The organism is Thiocapsa sp. (genome assembly GCF_022340925.1).
Taxonomy (GTDB): domain Bacteria; phylum Pseudomonadota; class Gammaproteobacteria; order Chromatiales; family Chromatiaceae; genus Thiocapsa.
Window position 1 is genome coordinate 1 of the sequence record NZ_JAJDNA010000004.1, and the last position, 18474, is coordinate 18474.

At 65.3% G+C, this 18474-nt stretch carries 23 protein-coding genes and 1 pseudogene; 10 read left to right on the plus strand and 14 right to left on the minus strand.

What is annotated here, in order from left to right; all coding sequences use genetic code 11:
• The 9 genes and pseudogenes from LJE61_RS00365 to yihA all read left to right on the plus strand — a co-directional run.
• Positions 1 to 250, plus strand: a pseudogene (locus tag LJE61_RS00365) (2-octaprenyl-3-methyl-6-methoxy-1,4-benzoquinol hydroxylase); the annotation flags it as partial.
• A gap of 170 nt (positions 251 to 420) precedes the next feature.
• The gene (locus LJE61_RS00370) at positions 421 to 555 is read left to right on the plus strand and encodes a hypothetical protein (protein WP_296917071.1); all 135 of its coding nucleotides are present in this window, start codon (positions 421 to 423) and stop codon (positions 553 to 555) included.
• Positions 556 to 566: 11 nt separating this feature from the next.
• Positions 567 to 740: a hypothetical protein gene (locus tag LJE61_RS00375; protein ID WP_296917073.1), complete on the plus strand. Its 174-nt coding sequence runs from the start codon at positions 567 to 569 to the stop codon at positions 738 to 740.
• A gap of 106 nt (positions 741 to 846) precedes the next feature.
• Entirely contained in the window at positions 847 to 2100 is a 1254-nt protein-coding gene (locus LJE61_RS00380) for a 6-phosphofructokinase (protein ID WP_296910109.1), read from the plus strand.
• Between the two features lies 1 nt (position 2101).
• Complete coding sequence (locus tag LJE61_RS00385) at positions 2102 to 2305, plus strand: hypothetical protein (RefSeq protein WP_296910110.1); 204 nt, start codon at positions 2102 to 2104, stop codon at positions 2303 to 2305.
• A gap of 109 nt (positions 2306 to 2414) precedes the next feature.
• Complete coding sequence (gene ppa / locus LJE61_RS00390; RefSeq protein ID WP_296910111.1) at positions 2415 to 2963, plus strand: inorganic diphosphatase; 549 nt, start codon at positions 2415 to 2417, stop codon at positions 2961 to 2963.
• 114 nt (positions 2964 to 3077) lie between these two features.
• On the plus strand, positions 3078 to 3572 hold the full coding sequence (gene moaC / locus LJE61_RS00395; RefSeq protein ID WP_296910112.1) for a cyclic pyranopterin monophosphate synthase MoaC: 495 nt from the start codon (positions 3078 to 3080) through the stop codon (positions 3570 to 3572).
• 49 nt (positions 3573 to 3621) lie between these two features.
• The gene (locus LJE61_RS00400) at positions 3622 to 4125 is read left to right on the plus strand and encodes a bacteriohemerythrin (protein WP_296910113.1); all 504 of its coding nucleotides are present in this window, start codon (positions 3622 to 3624) and stop codon (positions 4123 to 4125) included.
• Between the two features lie 21 nt (positions 4126 to 4146).
• Positions 4147 to 4791, plus strand: a complete 645-nt coding sequence (gene yihA / locus LJE61_RS00405) for a ribosome biogenesis GTP-binding protein YihA/YsxC (RefSeq protein WP_296910114.1) — start codon at positions 4147 to 4149, stop codon at positions 4789 to 4791.
• A 149-nt stretch (positions 4792 to 4940) separates the two neighbouring features.
• Here yihA and LJE61_RS00410 read toward each other — a convergent pair whose 3' ends face one another.
• Positions 4941 to 5729 carry a hypothetical protein gene (locus tag LJE61_RS00410; protein WP_296917075.1) on the minus strand — a complete coding sequence of 263 codons (789 nt, stop codon included), beginning with the start codon at positions 5727 to 5729 and terminating at the stop codon, positions 4941 to 4943.
• 421 nt (positions 5730 to 6150) lie between these two features.
• Here LJE61_RS00410 and LJE61_RS00415 point away from each other — a divergent pair, with 421 nt between their 5' ends.
• The gene (locus LJE61_RS00415) at positions 6151 to 7638 is read left to right on the plus strand and encodes a phosphomannomutase (RefSeq protein WP_296910116.1); all 1488 of its coding nucleotides are present in this window, start codon (positions 6151 to 6153) and stop codon (positions 7636 to 7638) included.
• Positions 7639 to 7651: 13 nt separating this feature from the next.
• Here the strand turns inward: LJE61_RS00415 and ptsP are convergent, their stop codons facing one another.
• The 13 genes from ptsP to LJE61_RS00480 all read right to left on the minus strand — a co-directional run bounded on the left by ptsP (position 7652) and on the right by LJE61_RS00480 (position 18370).
• A complete protein-coding gene (gene ptsP, locus LJE61_RS00420; protein WP_296910117.1) occupies positions 7652 to 9394 on the minus strand; it encodes a phosphoenolpyruvate--protein phosphotransferase in 1743 nt (580 codons plus the stop codon).
• On the minus strand, positions 9391 to 9660 hold the full coding sequence (locus LJE61_RS00425; protein ID WP_296910118.1) for an HPr family phosphocarrier protein: 270 nt from the start codon (positions 9658 to 9660) through the stop codon (positions 9391 to 9393). The genes ptsP and LJE61_RS00425 overlap by 4 nt, the downstream gene beginning before the upstream one ends.
• Complete coding sequence (locus LJE61_RS00430; protein ID WP_296910119.1) at positions 9657 to 10064, minus strand: PTS sugar transporter subunit IIA; 408 nt, start codon at positions 10062 to 10064, stop codon at positions 9657 to 9659. The genes LJE61_RS00425 and LJE61_RS00430 overlap by 4 nt, the downstream gene beginning before the upstream one ends.
• The gene (rapZ, locus tag LJE61_RS00435) at positions 10061 to 10924 is read right to left on the minus strand and encodes an RNase adapter RapZ (protein WP_296910120.1); all 864 of its coding nucleotides are present in this window, start codon (positions 10922 to 10924) and stop codon (positions 10061 to 10063) included. The genes LJE61_RS00430 and rapZ overlap by 4 nt, the downstream gene beginning before the upstream one ends.
• Positions 10925 to 10980: 56 nt before the next feature.
• Positions 10981 to 11943 carry an HPr(Ser) kinase/phosphatase gene (gene hprK, locus LJE61_RS00440; protein ID WP_296910121.1) on the minus strand — a complete coding sequence of 321 codons (963 nt, stop codon included), beginning with the start codon at positions 11941 to 11943 and terminating at the stop codon, positions 10981 to 10983.
• A 20-nt stretch (positions 11944 to 11963) separates the two neighbouring features.
• Positions 11964 to 12413: a PTS sugar transporter subunit IIA gene (locus tag LJE61_RS00445; RefSeq protein ID WP_296910160.1), complete on the minus strand. Its 450-nt coding sequence runs from the start codon at positions 12411 to 12413 to the stop codon at positions 11964 to 11966.
• Between the two features lie 236 nt (positions 12414 to 12649).
• Complete coding sequence (gene hpf, locus LJE61_RS00450) at positions 12650 to 12985, minus strand: ribosome hibernation-promoting factor, HPF/YfiA family (RefSeq protein ID WP_296910122.1); 336 nt, start codon at positions 12983 to 12985, stop codon at positions 12650 to 12652.
• Between the two features lie 30 nt (positions 12986 to 13015).
• Positions 13016 to 14500: an RNA polymerase factor sigma-54 gene (locus LJE61_RS00455; RefSeq protein ID WP_296910123.1), complete on the minus strand. Its 1485-nt coding sequence runs from the start codon at positions 14498 to 14500 to the stop codon at positions 13016 to 13018.
• 280 nt (positions 14501 to 14780) lie between these two features.
• Complete coding sequence (lptB, locus tag LJE61_RS00460; RefSeq protein ID WP_296910125.1) at positions 14781 to 15533, minus strand: LPS export ABC transporter ATP-binding protein; 753 nt, start codon at positions 15531 to 15533, stop codon at positions 14781 to 14783.
• Positions 15530 to 16045: a lipopolysaccharide transport periplasmic protein LptA gene (gene lptA, locus LJE61_RS00465; protein ID WP_296910126.1), complete on the minus strand. Its 516-nt coding sequence runs from the start codon at positions 16043 to 16045 to the stop codon at positions 15530 to 15532. Before lptA ends, lptB begins: the two co-directional genes overlap by 4 nt.
• The gene (lptC, locus tag LJE61_RS00470) at positions 16042 to 16653 is read right to left on the minus strand and encodes an LPS export ABC transporter periplasmic protein LptC (RefSeq protein ID WP_296910127.1); all 612 of its coding nucleotides are present in this window, start codon (positions 16651 to 16653) and stop codon (positions 16042 to 16044) included. The genes lptA and lptC overlap by 4 nt, the downstream gene beginning before the upstream one ends.
• Complete coding sequence (kdsC, locus tag LJE61_RS00475; protein WP_296910128.1) at positions 16650 to 17171, minus strand: 3-deoxy-manno-octulosonate-8-phosphatase KdsC; 522 nt, start codon at positions 17169 to 17171, stop codon at positions 16650 to 16652. The genes lptC and kdsC overlap by 4 nt, the downstream gene beginning before the upstream one ends.
• A gap of 179 nt (positions 17172 to 17350) precedes the next feature.
• The gene (locus tag LJE61_RS00480) at positions 17351 to 18370 is read right to left on the minus strand and encodes a KpsF/GutQ family sugar-phosphate isomerase (protein WP_296910129.1); all 1020 of its coding nucleotides are present in this window, start codon (positions 18368 to 18370) and stop codon (positions 17351 to 17353) included.
• Between the last annotated feature and the right edge of the window lie 104 nt (positions 18371 to 18474).

The window sequence follows — 18474 nt, forward strand, 5'->3', positions numbered from 1 at the left end:
TCGTGGACGGGACATCGCCGGCCTCTGGGCGCTGAGGCACTACGAGCGGGCGCGTCGGGGAGACAACCTCGCCATGCTCGCCGCCATGGACCTGATCAAGAGGACGTTCAGCAATGAGGCGGCGCCGGTCGCCGCGCTGCGAAGCGTGGGACTGACCCTGACCGACCGGATCGGGCCGGTCAAGCGCCTCTTCATGAAGCGTGCGTTGGGTATGGGCAATGACTTGCCTCCGCTGGCGAGGCCGCTTTAGGGAAACGGCGAGTATTCAGCGTTTTCCGTCCGGCGCCGGATGCCCCGCTAGGATTCGCCATCAATCAGCATCTCCAGTCCGCCTCCCGCGCTCGAAATGCTTTTTCGTCAGCGATCCCTTATCTTACCGGGGCCAGCGGCCGTTTTTATCCCTGCCGAGGTATTTTCGATTTGGCAACCATTCCGGATATCACAGACACTGAGCAATGGGTCCTGCGCACGACCTTGCGCGAGCGCTATGGTCGTGACCTGGAGCTGCAGCTCGCCGATGCCGAGATCCGTCTGCATGCCTCCGACTGCGAGTAGAGCTCTGCCCGGTGGTGGTATGGCAGGCCGATGACGGCTGTCATTTCGTGATCTTCAAGACCGGCGAACGCGCCTACCGGTGTCAGTTTTTCTACAAACCTGACAAGCAGATGGGGACCGGCGTCAGCGAATATGACGATTTGGCGGAGTGTGCCGTCGCTCTGCTCCAAGCCCAGGCCGACTAGACGGCCGAGGAACGCGGCGATCTGCCTGCGCGCAGGCGTTGACTGCCTGCCGACCCGCCCCACGAGAGCGTCGAGCAATCACTGAAACAGAGACAAGGGGACAGCCATGACAGCCAAGAACGCCTTCTATGCCCAATCCGGCGGCGTGACCGCGGTGATCAATGCCTCGGCATGCGGCGTGATCGAGGCCGCGCGTCTTAACTCGGTGCGGATCGGCAAGGTCTATGCCGGGCGCAACGGCATCATCGGGGCGCTGACCGAGGACCTGATCGACACCAGTCGCGAATCGGATGAGGCCATCGCAGCCCTGCGTTACACGCCGTCCGGCGCGTTCGGGTCCTGCAGGTACAAACTCAAGAGCCTGGAGGCAAACAAACGCGAATACGAGCGCCTGATCGAGGTCTTCAAGGCGCACGACATCGGTTACTTCTTCTATAACGGCGGCGGCGACTCAGCCGACACCTGTTACAAGGTCTCCCAACTCTCCGAGACCATGGGCTACCCGGTCCAGGCCGTCCATGTGCCCAAGACGGTGGACAACGATTTGCCCATCACGGACAACTGTCCCGGATTCGGCTCCGTCGCCAAGTACATCGCAACCTCGACCCTCGAGGCGTCGTTCGATGTCCGCTCCATGGCCAAGACCTCGACCAAGATCTTCGTGCTGGAGGTCATGGGACGGCATGCCGGCTGGATCGCCGCCGCCGGTGGCCTGGTCGAGGACCAGGATATCCCCGTTCTGATCCTCTTTCCGGAGATCGAGTTCGACCAGGACCGGTTCCTCGCGGCGGTCAGGCAGAAGGTGGAGCAGTACGATTACTGCACCGTCGTGGTCTCAGAGGGCGCCAAGTACCCGGACGGCCGTTTCCTCGCCGAGCAGGGGACGCGCGACGCGTTCGGTCATGCCCAGTTGGGAGGTGCCGCGCCCGTCGTCGCGAACATGATCAAGGAGGCGACGGGGTACAAGTTCCATTGGGCGGTCGCGGACTATCTCCAGCGCGCGGCCCGTCATCTGGCATCCAAGACGGATGTGGAGCAGGCCTACGCGATGGGGCGGTCCGCCGTGGAGCTCGCCCTTGCGGGACACAACGCCATCATGCCGACCATCAAGCGGGTCAGCCAGGATCCCTATCGCTGGGAGGTCGGGGAAGCGCCTCTCTCCGAGGTCGCAAACGTGGAGAAATTCATGCCGCGCGAGTTCATCTCAGATGACGGTTTCGGCATCACGCGGGTCTGTAAGGATTACCTGATCCCCTTGATCCAAGGCGAGGACTACCCGCCCTTCGACAAGGGTCTGCCGAAGTACGTGACGCTGAAGAACGTCTCGGTCGAGAAGAAGCTCGGGGCCTTCGAGATCTGACATGATGCTGGAGCGCGCCCGCGAGTTGATCCGGGCCCAGCTCCAGTTCGGGGGCGGCTATCACCGCAATGCCGTGCGTCTGATCCTGGCCGAGCTCCAGCGGGAGCACGGTCAGGCCGCAGTCGACGGTTTGATTCGGGATCTCGACCTCGAGCAGGCGTTCGGCCTAAGCCCCGGAAGCGACTTTTCGGGCGTCGCGCGTTAGGATTTCTCTCCGTGCGATAGGCTACAATCGTGCAACCCACTGAGGCCCGCCGAACGCCGCCGCTCCGAGGCTGTCTCGGCGATCAGGCCCGAGCCACAAAGGTTGATCCATGGACCCGAAGCGCGTCCCTCGAGGCGACAATATACCGAACGAGATCAACGTGATCATTGAGATCCCGTCGCACGCGGAGCCGGTCAAGTACGAGATGGACAAGACGACCGGCGCCATGTTCGTGGACCGTTTCATGTCCACCGCTATGCACTATCCATGCAACTACGGCTATGTGCCCAACACCCTGTCGTCCGACGGCGACCCGGTCGACGTCGTGGTGATCACGCCCTACCCCCTGATCTCGGGATCGGTCATCAAATGCCGTCCGATCGGCGTCCTGAAGATGACCGATGAGTCCGGCGATGATGCCAAGATCCTTGCCCTTCCGATCGATAAGCTGTTCAAGGGCTATCGCTCCGTCGAGAGCTTCCGCGATATGCCCACGCATCTCCTTGATCAGATCGCGCATTTTTTCGAGCACTACAAGGACTTGGACGAGGGCAAGTGGGTGCGTGTCGAGGGCTGGGGCGGCCGCGAAGAGGCCCGTCAGGAGATCATGGACAGCGTGCGGATGTTCGAAGAGGCGCCGGAGAAACCCGCGTTCTAGGAGCCTGTCTGATGCCGTTGGTCACCCCGGCCCGTCAGGCCTCGTCGCACGGCTTCGGGTGCCGGCGGGTCGGAACCCCCACCCTTTGCTCGCATCCCGATGCTCCGAACGCCGATGGCCCTCACACACTTCGACCGGAACGGGTCGGCCCACATGGTGGACGTGGGCCACAAGACCGTGACCCCACGTCGCGCGGTCGCCGAGGGTCTCATTCGCATGCAGTCCGCGACCCTGGCGTTGATCGCCGGCGGCGCGCACTGCAAAGGCGACGTGCTCGGGGTGGCGCGGATCGCCGGGATCATGGGGGCGAAACGCACAAGTGATCTCGTGCCGCTCTGCCATCCGCTCAGTCTGACCAGCGTGGCCATCGACCTCGAGCCCCGGGCCGAGCCCGCGGCCGTCTATTGTCGCGCGACCGTGGAGACGCGGAGCCCCACGGGGGTCGAGATGGAGGCGCTCTGCGCGGTTCAGGTCAGCCTCTTGACGGTCTATGACATGTGCAAGGCCGTGGACCGTGAGATGACCATTCAGGGGGTCCGCCTCCTCGAGAAAGAGGGGGGGCGATCCGGGCATTGGCGTAGGCGGATCGATCTCGAAGACGAGCGCTGAAGCCGCATTCGGTTCGGCTGACTCGTGGTGTCGGGGCGGGAGAGCTCAGATGACGGCGGAGGGCATGATGGACAGCTGCGTGGAGTGGTCGACGGCGCTCAGCGTCGGCATCGATGAGATCGACGCCCAGCATCAGGCGCTGATCGACCTGATCAACGAGATGCAGGCTGCCCTCGCCCAAGACCTGCCGCGGGACCGGCAGCTCGTGACCCTCAACAGGCTCGCCGAATACACGAAGATCCACTTCGCGGTTGAAGAGAGCCTCATGCGCATCCTCGGCTACCCGGACTACGAGCACCATAAGTCCCAGCATGAGGGATTGATCCGAAGCATGCTGGATCTGCAGCGACGGCTCGACGCGGGTGATGCGTCGGTCGATGCAGGCCTGATGCGTCACCTCAGGCATTGGCTGCTCGACCATATCCTGCAGAGTGATCAGGACTACAGTCGGTTCTTCCTGGCCGCGGGTGTCCTGCCGAGACACCGGAGCCCGTCCTGGGCGACACGGCTCTGGGACCACCTCCATTTCTGCAGCTCCAAGTGTTGGAGCTAGCTCGGCTCGCATCCCAGCCCGATGAGGCCGCTGTATCAAGGCGCGCGCTTTCTGACCGCTGCGGCGCGCATCGATCAAGCACCCTCCGACAGCGGGCGTGAGGTGGCCTTTGCCGGACGTTCCAATGCCGGTAAATCCAATGCCATCAATGCGGTATGTCACCAGAGGGCGCTGGCCAGGACCAGCAAGACGCCCGGCCGCACTCAGCAGCTCGTCTTCTTTTCACTGGACGACGCCCGGCGTCTGGTCGATCTGCCCGGATATGGGTACGCCAAGGTCCCTGAGGCCGTCAAGCGGCAGTGGCAGCGCGAGATGGCCGCCTATCTGGAGCAGCGCCGCTCGCTGGCCGGCCTCGTCATCGTCATGGACATCCGACGCCCGTTGGGCGACCTGGATCGCCGGATGTTGGATTGGGGCCTGCGCGGTGGGTTGCCGGTCCTGTTACTGCTGACCAAGGCTGACAAGCTCAAGAAAGGAGCGGCTCGTGCGACTCAGCTCGCGGTGGAGCGGGCGGTGGCCAACCTGAGCGGCCGGATTCACGTCCTGTGCTTCTCCGCGCCTCAGCGGCAGGGGGTTGCTGCCGTGCAGGGGCTGCTCGACCGCTGGCTGGAGGTGGACCTCGGGGCCGTGTCGGGGACCTCGCCGGAACCCGCCCGATCCGCATGACGTCGATCCGACCGGTTCGCCGCCAATGGCGAGCCGACCGATTCGACAGACCCAGGCCATTGGTGCCGGATCCGGACGGCCCGATACAGCGGGCCGCGCCCGGCGCGAATGCACCGGGTGCGAGCGCGAGCCGACCGGTTGGCTCGGACTCAGTCGGCGGGGCCCTGAGGTTGCGGCGGCCCTTGCTCAGGCGCCGGCGCCCCGTACGGCGGCATCATGGGTGCCTGTCCCATCGCGCCAGGCTCGCCAGAGGGAGCCCCCATGCCGGGATAGCCTCCCTGCGGGCCGTACCCGTATGCACGCGGCGGCATACCTGGTGGTGCCTGCATGGGCGGTACGCCGCCAAACATGGCGCGGGCCGCTTCGATCTCCTCCTCGCTCATCTGCTCGATGGTCTTGCGGTACTTCTCAAACTGCTCCTCCATCTCCTTGCGGCGCTGCTCGGCCTCGGCCCAAGGCGGCGTCTCGGGCATCTCGATCCCGCGCTCGGCGGCATCGGCCCGCATCTTCTCCCAGTATGCGTCGCGCATTGCGCGGCGCTCCTCCGGGGTCATGGAGCGCATCTTCTCGAACATCTCCTGGCGTTTCTGACGCATCGCCGCGAAGTCCTCGGGCGACATGCCGCGCGGTCCAGCCATCGAAGGCGGTCCGGCCATCGAAGGCGGTCCGGCCATTGCGGGCGGCTCGGGCATCGCCGGCTCGGCGGTCTTCCAAGGCGGCGTATCCGGAAGCTTCAGTCCAATCGCGGCGGCGTTCGCGCGCAGCTCCTCATAGCGCTTCTCCCGCTCAGCCATCGCGGCAGCGGTCTGGGCCGGCGCCGCCGGCGCTGAGGCCGCGCCGGACGTCTCCGGAGCCGGGCTGGCGAGGGCGCCCTGGCCAATCACGAGTGCGAGTGTTGCCGCCGAGGCGAGAGGAATCATGCGAGACTTGTCGGGCATGGATGGTGCTCCTCAATATTGGTGAAATCGTCGGGAAAAGCTCGGCGCATCCCTCGCCGCCCGCTCGATGGAGATCGACCCGGGGGAAGGTGTGTTTGAAACCACACCCCGTATCCTATACCGGTCAGGCCGCCTGGGCCACCTGAGGATATCGCAAAACGACAGCCGCCATCTCGGCCCGTTGGCGCAGGTGCCCTATACTAGCGCTTCGCTTCCGCCAGCGTAACCGATCCCGGCTCACCAGGGAGATGCTGATTCGTGGCCATCCGGTTCATCATCAGCGCGCCTTCCGAGCGGCGTCGGCATCCGCGGCCGACGCGATCGGTGAAATGGAGTCCGAACCCACCCGTGACGGTCGCGGCGCCATCCCGCGAACGACGAGGGCCGCTTACGGATTGGAGGCTTGATACGAGGAGAGGCGATGCAGATCGGCGACTTGATGAAGCGGAGCGGGGTCCAGTTCGGCACCAGTGGCGCCCGGGGGTTGGTCGAGGCCATGACTGACCAAGTGTGCCATGCGTACACGACGGCCTTCCTCGGCTATTTGCAGAAGGCCGACATGATCGAGCCGGGTGCCGAGGTCGGGATCGCCGGGGATCTGCGATCCAGCACGCCCAGGATCATGATCGCATGCGCGCGCGCGGTGCGCGATGTTGGCTGCCGCCCCTGCTATCTCGGGCGCATCCCCAGCCCCGCCACCGCCGCTTGGGGGATGGCCCGCGGCGCACCGAGCCTGATGGTCACCGGGAGCCATATTCCGGATGACCGCAACGGTATCAAGTTCAACCTGCCGACCGGCGAGATCCTCAAGCGGGACGAGGAGGCGATCCGGGTGCAGCCGCTGAGGATTGCGGAGGAGCTGTTCGACCGCTCCGGCAGCTTCGTTCGGGATGAGTCCGCGATGCTTCCCGACGAAGATCCGACCGCCTATCGCGATTACTTGGATCGCTATCTCCGTTTTTTCCCGCCCGGGTGTCTGACCGGCCTGCGTGTCGCCGTCTACGAGCACTCCAGTGTGGCACGTGCCGCCTATGTCGATGTGCTGGAGGGACTTGGTGCCAGGGTGACGCGGTTGGGTCACTCGGACGTCTTCGTGCCGGTTGATACCGAGGCGATCCGGCCCGAAGACATCGCCTTGGCCTTGGACTGGGCTCGCACCTCCCGCTTCGATGCCTTGATCTCCGCCGATGGGGACGGCGACCGCCCGCTGATCGGCGACGAGACGGGCCGGTGGATGCGTGGGGATACCGCGGGGATCCTCTGCGCCCGTGAGCTTGGCGCCCGCGCGGTGGTGACACCGGTGAGCAGCAACACAGCGTTGGAGCGCTGCGGCTGGTTCGAGACCGTGCTGCGCACCCGCATCGGCTCGCCCTACGTGATCGAAGGGATGCAACAGCTGGTCGACGGGGGGCTGAGCGAGGTGGTCGGCTATGAGGCCAACGGCGGGTTTCTGCTGGCCACGGACATCGAACGTGAGGGGCGGGCTCTCGCCGCCTTGCCGACCCGGGATGCGGTCGTGGTCGCGATCGCGATCCTGCGCGCCGCGGTCGGGCAGAAGAGACCGATCTCGGCCCTGGCCGCGAGCCTGCCGCGGCGATTCACCCACAGCGATCGCCTCAAGGATTTCCCGACCGAAGTCGCCCGGGCGCGCCTCGCCGAGCTCCATAGCGGAGATCCCCCGCGGGACAAGGCGGCCATCGAGGCCGTCTTTGGGCCCAGGTTCGGCCACGTCGCCGCACTGGATGTGACGGATGGTCTCAGGATCACCTTCGCCAGCGGCGACATCGCACACCTCAGACCATCGGGCAACGCCCCGGAGCTGCGCGCCTATGCAGAGGCGGACTCGCCGGAGCGAGCAGCCGCCTTGAGTCGGGACTGCATGGAGATCCTGGAACGCTGGCGAAGCTAGGAGCCTGTCGGCCCTAGGCTGCATTCAACGCGTCGATCAAGGCCCCCGGATCCATCTCGTCCAGCCGGGCGAAGAGCTGTGCGGATCGCCGTTTCAACTCGAGTGTGTCGGCCTGTAGGACCACCTCCTTCACATCCAGCAGCGCGCCTGGCTGCATGCTGAACTCGCGCAGTCCGACGCCCAGCAGAAGCCGCGTGAAGCGTGGGTCGCCCGCCATCTCGCCACACATGCTGACCGGACGGTTCAAGGCGCGAGCCGCTTCGATGGTCATGCGGATCAGGCGCAGGATGGCCGGGTGGGTTGGGTCGAAGAGATGATTGACGCTTTCATCGAGGCGGTCGATCGCCAGCGTGTACTGGATCAGGTCGTTCGTTCCGATGGACAGAAAGTCCAGTCGACGTGCCAGGGCGCGCGCCGCCAGCGCGGCGGCCGGCACCTCGATCATTGCCCCCACGGGTAGGGCCGGGTCATAGGCGACCCCTTCCCGCTCGAGCTGCCGCTTGATCTGCTCGATCAGGGACAGGACGGTGTCGACTTCCTGGACGGTCGAGACCAGCGGCAGCATCAGGCGGACCGGACCGAGCGCGGATGCTCGTAGGATGGCCCGCAGTTGCGGCCGGAACAGATCGGGCTCTTTCAGACAGAGTCGAATCGCGCGCAGCCCCAGCGCCGGATTCGAGACGCCGGCGCCGAGATCGCTCGCGGAATCCACCCGCTTGTCGACCCCGAGGTCGAGTGTCCGGATGGTGACGGGGAGGCCATCGAGCCCTTGCAGTATCTCCGCGTAGTTGGCCAGATGCTCCTCCTCGTTCGGCAGATCCTGCCGATTCATGTAGAGGAACTCAGTGCGGTAGAGCCCCACGCCGCTGGCCGCGTTGGCCTTCGCCAGCTCCACATCCTCCGGCAGCTCCAGGTTCGCGAGGAGGCTGATCTCAACGCCGTCGCGCGTGAGCGACGGGCGCCCGACCAACCTGCGCAACCGAAGCTGCCGCGCCTCGATCGCGCGCAGCCGCCGGCGGAAATAGGCCAGGGTTCGCGCGTCCGCGTCCGCCAGAACGGTTCCGGTCTCGCCGTCGACCAGGAGGAGCTCGTCCTGGCGAAGGTAGTGCGTGATGTTGTGGATGCCCATCGCTGCGGGCACCCCGAGACTTCGGGCGAGGATCGCAGTATGGGACATTGGGCCGCCGAGCTCTGTCACGAACGCCACCGCGCCGCGATGACGTAACAGGATGGCCTCCGCGGGGGTCAGATCGCGCGCGACCACGACGCGTCCGTCCAGGTCCTGGAGCGATCGTTCCGATGGCGGTGTATCGCCCCGCAGGAAGGTCTGAATCTGCTGCACGACGTGCTCGACGTCATCCCGACGGGTGCGCAGGTAGGGGTCGTCCATCTCGTCGAAGACCCTCACCAGGCTGTCGCGCTGCACTTGCAGCGCCCACTCCGCGTTGCAGAGCTGATCAGCGACGATCCGCCGCACTTCGCCCACCAAGGCGGCGTCCTCGAGCATCAGGAGGTGGGTGTCGATGAAGTCGGCGATGTTGATGGGGGTGTGGCGGGGAATCTGATCGCGCACGGCCCTCAATGCCTGACGCGCCGCGACGACCGCCTGATCGAGCCGGTCGATCTCGGCGACGACCTGATCGGCCGTGATCAGGGTGGGGGAGGCGCCGCGGTGGCCTCGTCCGTCCACGAAGGCCGGTCCGAGCGCCACGGAGGGACGGGTCGAGACCCCGATCCCGTGAAAGGCGGTGGTCATTCCGACTCTCCGAAGCGCGCGAGGATCAGCGCCTCGATTGCCGCCATCGCGGCCTCCTCGTCTTCGCCCGCGGCCTCAACCGTAACCCGTGTTCCCCGACTTGCAGCCAGCATCATCACGCCCATGATGCTCTTGCCATTGACGCTCTGACCCCGTCGCTCGATCTCGATCCGGCACCTGAAACGGCTGGCACATTGCACCAGCTTGGCCGCGGCGCGCGCATGCAGGCCAAGTTTGTTGATGATCTCGATCTCTCTGCGAATCATGCGGGGTCATCCCGCCGCGGGCAGGCCAGAACCCCGTCGCGACCACCCTGCAGGGCCTTCTCGGTGACGGCGTCCAGCTCCAGAGACGCGTAGTTCAGGGCACGCAGCAGCATCGGCAGATTCAGTCCTGCGATGACCCGCACCCGATCATGCATCGAGAGGAGGGCGACCGCAACATTGGCCGGCGTCGACCCATAGAGGTCGGTCAAGATCAGGACGCCGTCACCCGCGTCCAAGCGCGGCAGGCGGCGCCGGGCATCCTCGATCAGCACCTCGCGGGATACGTCGTTGCTCACCTCCATCGCCTCGATACCGGGCGGACGTCCGCCGAGGATCTCGGTCGCGATTCGCAGCAGATCGGCGCCGAGCGGCTTGTGCGTGATCAATAGGACCCCGACGCTCACGGCAGCTCCCGATGGCGAACCATGACCATGTGGCCGCCAGCCTCGAAGTGATGCCGGAGGGATTCGGTCATGTGGACCGAGCGGTGCTGTCCCCCTGTGCAGCCCAGCGCGATCGTGAGGTAGCTGCGCCCATCTGTCTCGAAGCGCGGGATCCAGCGATCGAAAAACGCCTGGATATCGCCACGCATCCGGCCAAATTCCTCGCTCGCCTCGAGAAAGTCGATCACGGGCTGGTCGCGTCCGGTCAACGGCTTCAGCTCGGTCTGCCAGTGGGGGTTGGGGAGGCAGCGCAGGTCGAAGACGAAGTCGACATCTTGCGGTACGCCATGCTTGAAGCCGAAGGATTGAAGCAGAATCGAGGCCTTCGGGGACGGGGAGCCGCTGCCGACCAGGCGGCTGCGCACCAGATCGCGCAGCTCGTGAACATTGGTCTGGGTGGTGTCGATGCAGAGATCCGCACGGCTTCGGATCGGCTCGAGGAGCCGGCGCTCGAGTTGAATCGCCTCCGCGAGTGAGCGGTCGGCGCGTGTCAAGGGGTGCTTGCGCCGGGTCTCGCTGAAGCGTTTGATCAGGGTGTCCGTGTGGGCTTCGAGGAAGAGCACCTGGCAGCTGAGGCCACGGTCCCGGGCGGCGTGCACCAGCTCGGGAAGTTGGCGGAGCTCGTCCGGGCTGGTGCGGGCATCGACCCCCACCGCGGTGCTCATCAATGCCTCATCCAGTCCGTCGTGGAGGCCGAGAGCCAGATCCTTGAGCAAAAACAGTGGCAGATTGTCGATGCAATAGAACCCGAGGTCCTCGAGCGTATGGAGCGCGATGCTCTTGCCGGAGCCTGAGAGGCCACTCAGGACCACAAGTCTCATCGGCTTGCCGACAACATCCGGTGGTCCGGCCGCTTCGTCGTCTGAACCGCGGCTGGTCATGTCGGCGATAGCGGCGGATCGGGTCGATCGATGCTGATCGCACGCGCCTGGCGGTCGATGAAGTCGACGCCTGCGTCATACCCCCGGATGCGCAGGATCTGATGTCTGACACCCGCTTCGACCAGGATCGCCAGGTTGCGACCAGGGGCAACCGGCATGGTGATCTTGGGCACGGCAACCCCCAGGATGTTGCGTACCGAGAGGCTGCCGCTGAGCCGATCGATGCATTCGAGCTGCCGTTGGTCCAGGGGCTGCAGATCGATAATCAGATTCAAGGTCTTGCTTCGCACGACGGCACCTTCGCCGAACATCGCCCGGATGTTGAGGATCCCCAGGCCGCGGACCTCGAGAAAATCGCGCAGCGCCTCCGGGCAGGTCCCCTCCAGGGTCTCGGGGGCGATGCGTGCGAAACGCGGCGCGTCATCCGCGACCAGACGATGGCCGCGCGCGATGAGGTCCAGCGCGAGCTCGCTCTTGCCGACGGCCGGGTCTCCGACCAACAACACCCCCATGCCCAAGACCTCGATGAAGACCCCGTGCAACGTTTTCCGCTCAGCCAACGCATGTGTAAGGAAATAGCGCAGATGGTTGATGAGCTCCTCGTCACTCAGCGAGGAGCCCAGCAGCGGGGTGTGGGTCTGCTCGGCCGCCTTCTGAAAGGCCTCTTCCGGTTGGATGCCGTCGGAAAAGATCACCGCGGTCGGTCGGTCGGAGAAGAGCTTGTCGATCGTCTCTGCATAAGCGGTTCGACCCAGTCCCGCGAGGTAGAGGAGCTCGGCATGGCCGATGACCTGCAGGCGATTGGGATGGATACAGTTCAACGAGCCGATCAGGGACTGCCGGGAGGTTCCCGGATCCTCGCCCCGCAGGAGGCGCGGGCTGCGTGGCTCGGGTGTGAGCCAGCGCAGCTTGAGCCGGGACCCGGTCTGGCCGATCAAGGATTGCAGGCTCTCGATCATCGCGGGGGCCTCTGGGCCCTCTAAGGGACCTTCAAGAGCTCCAGGATGGCCGCGGACGAACGCGCCTCGCGCAGACGCGTGCGCGTCGCGGGCTCGCTGAAACGACTTGCCAGATGCGCAAGCAGGTGGAGGTGCTCCTCGGTCGCGCTCTCCGGGACCAGGAGCGCGAACGCAAGGTCGACGGGCTCGCCGTCTGCTGCGTCGTAATCCACGCCGTGAACGGTCTGCACGAAGGCCCCCAGGACCTGAGTGACCTCCTTGACCCGCGCGTGCGGCAGGGCGACCCCATGGCCGAGTCCGGTGCTGCCGAGACGTTCGCGCTCCAACAACCGCTCGAAAACCGCCTCCGTGCTCAAGCGCGGATGGTCATTGGCAAGCAGCTCGGCGAGCGTCTCGAGCAAACGCTTCTTGCTGGAGATCTCCAGGCCATGTCCGATCCTGGCTTCGTTGATCAGGTCGGGGCTGAGCATGGGTATGGGCTCCCACCCCTGTTGGGCGCAGTCTGCCGTGATCGGGATTCGCGTCGACACCCGCGTCGACTTGGCGAGTAACGGTGTCTGGTCATGGCTCCAGAGATCCTCAAGCTCGTTGCGGTGGCGGCATTCCCGCGTGTCGGGGGCCAGTCCGTTTCCAGTGCGAAACACCCCGGAGGGGACGCCAGCGATCCCGACCGAGGTGTCGGATGCGTCTCGGGGACGCCTGCAGGTCAGCCGCGCTTCGATTCGTCGGCCTCGGCAACCTTAGAGCCGCCGCCGCGATGGCTGTTCTTTTTCTCCTTGTGGCGCAGGACCTGGCGGTCGAGCTTGTCGATGAGGGCATCGATGGCAGCGTACATGTCCTCGTGGACCGAATCGGCAAAGACCTTGCTGCCGTTGACATGGACCGTGGCCTCGGCCTTCTGGGCGAGCTTTTCGACGCTGAGGATGACATGAGCGTTGGTGACGTGGTCGAAGTGGCGTGCCAGTCGTTCGAACTTACTGTCGACATAGCCTTTCAGCGCATCCGTGACGTCGATGTGATGACCCGTCAGATTGATCTGCATCTTGTGTCTCCTTGTGGTTCAAACAGCCTGTCAAGTCAGGCGCTTGCGCTCGTTCGAGGGTGGAACCCCCATGGCCTCGCGGTATTTTGCGACTGTCCGACGCGCGACATTGATGCCCTGGTTGGCGAGCTCCTGCGCGATCCTGCTGTCACTCATGGGTTTTTTCGCGGACTCTTGCGCGATCAGCTTTCGGATCAGGGCGCGAATGGCGGTCGACGAGCACTCGCCACCGGACGCTGTATTGACATGGGATGAAAAGAAATACTTGAACTCGAATGTGCCCCGAGGCGTGTGCATGTACTTCTGCGTCGTTACTCTGGATACGGTCGATTCATGCAGCTCCAGTGCCTCTGCGACATCTCTCAGGACCATCGGCCTCATCGCCTCATCGCCATGCTCGAAGAACTCCTGCTGCATCTCGACGATTTTGGCACCGACCCGCAGCACCGTGTCGTTGCGGCTGGCAAGGCTCTTGATGAACCAGCGTGCCTCCTGCAAGTGGCTCTTCAACGTCACGCCGTCCGCGCTCTGATCGGCGCGCCTGATCAGACGCGCATAGTCCGCATTCACCCTCAGTTTAGGCGTTGCCTCTGGATTCAGCTCGACCAACCAGCGCCCGTCACGTTTCCTGACGAAAATATCCGGTGTGACGTACTGTGCGGGGGTTGCGGCGATCAGACCGCCGGGTCTTGGATTCAGCGTGCGGATGAGCGCCAGTGCGCCGGCTATGGTTTCCTCCGACTCCTTTAACTGGCGCGCCAGAGAAGCGACATCCTTCTTGGGCAGATACTCGAATCCCTGGGTGCAGACCGCGATCGCGGTGTCGCGCCAGGGCGTCGTGGCAGCCAGCTGGCGGAGCTGGATGAGCAGACATTCGGGCAGGCTGCGTGCCCCGACCCCCGGTGGGTCGAAGGACTGGATGCGGTGGACGACGGCTTCGACCTCCTCGGCGCTGACGTCGGTGCGGCCAATCGTCACCAAGAGCTCATCGATGTCGATCCGCAGATAACCGTCCACGTCGATCGAGTCGATGACCGCATGCGCGATCATGTTGTCACGCTCGCTCATGCGGCTGAGATTGATCTGCCAGGAGAGGTGGTCGAGGAGGGTCTGCGGCCGACTTTGGTGAGCGAAGGGGTCGAAATCCGACCCATCATCCGAGCCATGCGCAGTCGTCGGCAGATAGCTGTCAAAGACATCCGTCCATTGGGTATCGACCGGCAGCTCGTCCGGCATCTCGTTGGATTCGGCGTGAACCTCGCGGTCGACGGTCTGCTCCACCGGGACGTGTCCCGGATCAAGCTCCTCGCTGTTTGCCGTGCCAGGCTCCCCCGCGTCGGGTCCGTCGAAGCGATCGGCCTCGTCCCCCTCCTCCAGCATGAGGTTGGTGTCCAGCGCCTCCTGTATCTCTTTCTGGAGGTCGAGCGTGGAGAGCTGCAACAGCCGGATCGCCTGCTGCAGCTGCGGCGTCATGGTCAGGTGTTGACCGAGGCGAAGCTGGATCGATTGCTTCATGAATGGCGCATGGGTTACGAGGTGTCCGAAACGAGTCGGCCCCGATCGATTCTAGCCGATCTCCGACCGGGGGCAGCACGGGCGCACTGCGACGTATCCCATCTTAACACCCATCAACCGACGTTGGGCAGCCGGCCGGATCCTTGCAGCAACCAGCCGCCGGGGGGCGGGGCGGAGCGGCGACTGGAGGCGAGTCAACCGTCTGCGCACGGTCCCGGAGTGCATCGGACATCGTCGGCCCCGGCAAGATTGCGCAGCGGAGAGCCGGACCGGGCCTGCCCTACATCGAGAAATCCGCCCCGAGATAGACGTCGCGCACCTGTTGATTCGCGAGCAGCTCCGCCGGCACGCCGTCGGCAATCACCGTACCGTTACTGATGATGTATCCGCGATCGCAGATGTCGAGCGTCTCGCGGACATTGTGGTCGGTGATCAGCACGCCGATCCCGCGATCGCGAAGATGGGACACAATGGATTTGATGTCGCCCACGGCGATGGGATCGACCCCCGCGAAGGGCTCATCGAGCAACATCACCAGCGGATCCACGGCCAGGGCACGGGCGATCTCCAGACGCCGGCGCTCCCCGCCCGACAGGCTCAGCGCGAGCGATGCGCCGACGTGCGCGATTCCAAGCTCCTCGAGCAGCCGCTCGCAGCGGAGCTGCCGTTCGCGGCGCGGCAGATCGCCGCGTGCCTCCAGGATTGCCAGGATGTTTTCACGCGCCGTGAGCTTACGGAACACCGACGGCTCTTGCGCGAGGTAGCTCAGACCGGAACGCGCGCGGGCGTGCATCGGCATCAGGGTGACGTCGCGACCGCTCAGCGTGATGCGGCCCTTGTCCGCTGGAATGAGCCCCACGATCAGGTAGAAACAGGTGGTCTTGCCGGCTCCATTCGGCCCCAGCAGTCCGACCACCTCCCCGGCGCCGACGCTGACGCTGACATCGCGCAACACCTGGCGCCCGCGATAGCTCTTTCGCAGGTGCTCGGCCTGGAGCACGCCGACGGCAGTGTCGCCGAGCTGGCCCTTCATTGATCCTCAGGGGTAATGATGATCTTGACCCGCCCCTTGCCGCCGGCCCGGAAATGTGCGCGCGCGCGATCGTAGACGATCCGCTCACCGGTCAGGCGGTCCGCCCCTTGGATCAGCAGGGCATCCTCGATCAGCGTCAGCTCATCCTTGTCAGCGTCATACTCCATGCGCTTGGCGAACGCCCGGATCTCCCCCTCGTCGTTATCCAGGAGCTGCTTGAAGCTCGCCGGCGAGCCAAGCGCGATGATGAAGCGCGGCCGGCGATCGTCGCGATGGTAGACGGTCACATGATCGCCGAGGAGGCGCATGCTCCCTTGGTCGACCTGAACATTGCCGACATAGATGCTGATGCTCTCCGCCTCCCGAAACTCGACGTCGTCTGCTTCGATCAAGATCGGTTGTTGCTCATCGTCCTTGAGCGCCGCGGCGGGCATCGCCACGACGGCGACGACCAGGGTCGCCGCCAGGACGCTGCGCCAGCGCCGCCGGTCGTTGACCTCTTTCGTGCTCATGGCTGAACGACCTGTTGCGGTGCGAGAAAGAGATGCACGCGACCGTCGAACTGGGCGCGCATGGGGGCGTCATACCACAAGCGCATCCCGGTGGCCGTGAGCCAGTCCTGCTCGCTCCTGATCCGCACGGCCTGATCGGTCTCGGCATAGGTGCGTTTGTGCCAGATGCGAATCAGCTCCGAAGCCATATGCGTCTCGCGATGGGTCGCGTCGCCGGCGCGCGTGAGCTCCACCGCGCCTCGGAGCCGCACCTCATCACCGCCTTCGAGGACCAGGCCATTCTCCGCGCGGGCCCGCCATGGTTCCCCTTCGGCCTGATAGAGCGTCATGCGCGGCTGATCCAATTCGGAGACATCCTCGTCGACATATTGGCGCAGCTCGTCCGCGACCAGCCGTCGATTCGGCCTCCCCGCGGCATCGGTCTCGACCGCCGAGAAGCGCGAGACCACATAGTCCGGGAGTCGGGCGCGCTCGATCTGGTCGATTGGCGACTCCGGGGCGGGGCGCAGCTGCCACAAGGCGAGTAGCCCGGATGCGATGAAGAATAGCCCGAGCAGCCATTGGCGAGACGTCCCGAGCGGGGTGCCGGCGCTCGTGCGCGTGCTCATCGTTCGTGGGCCAACATCCCTGCCAAGGTGCCCTGCGCCTCCATGATCAGCTCGCACACCTCGCGGGCCGCGCCGCGTCCTCCCGGCAGCCGGGTACAGAGGTGAGCGTGTCCCTGCACCAGGTGGTGGGCATCGGCGACCGCGATCGCCAGGCCGACCCGGCGCATGACCGGCAAATCGACCACATCGTCGCCGACATAGGCGATCGCCGCGTCCTCGAGCGCGAGGTTTCGCTTCAGGACCTCGTAGGCCGGCAGCTTGTCCCGGCAGCCCTGGAAGGTATGCGCGATACCGAGGCTCTCCATGCGAATGCGCACCACCTGCGAGGTTCGGCCCGTGATGACGGCGATCCGGACCCCGCTCTCCTGGAGCATCACCATGCCGTGACCGTCACGCGAGTTGAAGGCCTTGTACTCCTGGCCGTCGTCGCCGAGGTAGAGACTGCCGTCGGTCAGCACGCCGTCGACATCGAAGATCACCAGGCGAATCCGGGCGGCACGGTCGAGGATGTCTTGCATCGGGTCGTTCCTCTCGGCGGCGAGCACTGGACGAATGGGCGACGCTGGTCGCACCCTATGCGGCTCTAAACCCTGCATTGTCTGCTGCCTTGCTCTGAGCCCCGAGGCGGCGGGGCGCCTGGCCTGGTCGCGAAGGCACACGGCGAGCCACGTCGGCCGGAGCGGGGGCGCGGCGCTCATCACAGCACGCCTGCCCGCAGCAGATCGTGCATGTTCAGTGCGCCGATCGGGCGCCTGGCCTCGTCGACGACCAGCAGCCCGTTGATCGACTTCGATTCCATCAGCCGCAGCGCCTCGGCAGCCAGCGCCTCGGCGTCGATGGTGATGCAGTCGCGGGTCAGCACGGTATCGATTGCGGTGCGATGGACGTCGATCCCGCGATCCAGCGCCCGGCGCAGGTCTCCGTCGGTGAAGATGCCTGCCAGCCGGCCCTCGGCATCGACCACGGCGCTCATGCCCAGTCCCTTGCCTGACATCTCCTCCAGGGTGGCGCGCAGTGTCGTACCCAGAGGGACCAGCGGCAGTCGTTCGCCGCGGTGCATGATCTCTCCGACATGCAGCAACAACCGCCGCCCGAGGCTTCCGGCCGGGTGTGAGCGGGCGAAGTCCTCCGCGGTGAAGCCGCGGCTCTCCAACAGGGCGATCGCGAGCGCATCGCCCATCGCCAGCGTCGCCGTGGTGCTCGCGGTGGGGGCGAGGCCAAGCGGACAGGCCTCGCTTGCGACACTGACATCGATGTGCACGTCCGCCTCGCGTGCCAAGGTCGAGCTGGGCCTCCCGGTCAGGCTGATCAAGGGCACGCCGAGCCGTCTGAGCAGGGGCAAGAGCATGAGCAGCTCGGCGGTCTCGCCCGAGTTGGACAGGGCCAGCACGACATCCCGGGGCGTGATCATGCCGAGATCGCCATGGCTCGCCTCGCCGGGGTGGACGAAGAAGGCCGGGCTGCCGGTACTTGCCAGCGTCGCCGCGATCTTCCCGCCGATGTGTCCCGACTTGCCCATTCCCAGGACCACGATACGGCCCTCGCAACCCAGCAGGTAACGGCAGGCGGCAACAAAGGCGTCGTCGATTCGTTCGGCCAGGGCGCTCACTGCCGCGGCCTCGGTGTCGATGACGGCGCGGCCAAGCGTCTTGATCTTGTCGGGATCCTTGGCCGCGAGCCCGACGTCCCGTGTGGCGTGCCGGCGTCGATCTGTCATGCTTACTCGATGATCCTTTAGCCCCCACCATCTCACCCACTTGAAACGGCGCAAAGCAACATACACCAGGCCGAGCCCCGGTGTCCTCCACAACGAGCCCGCGA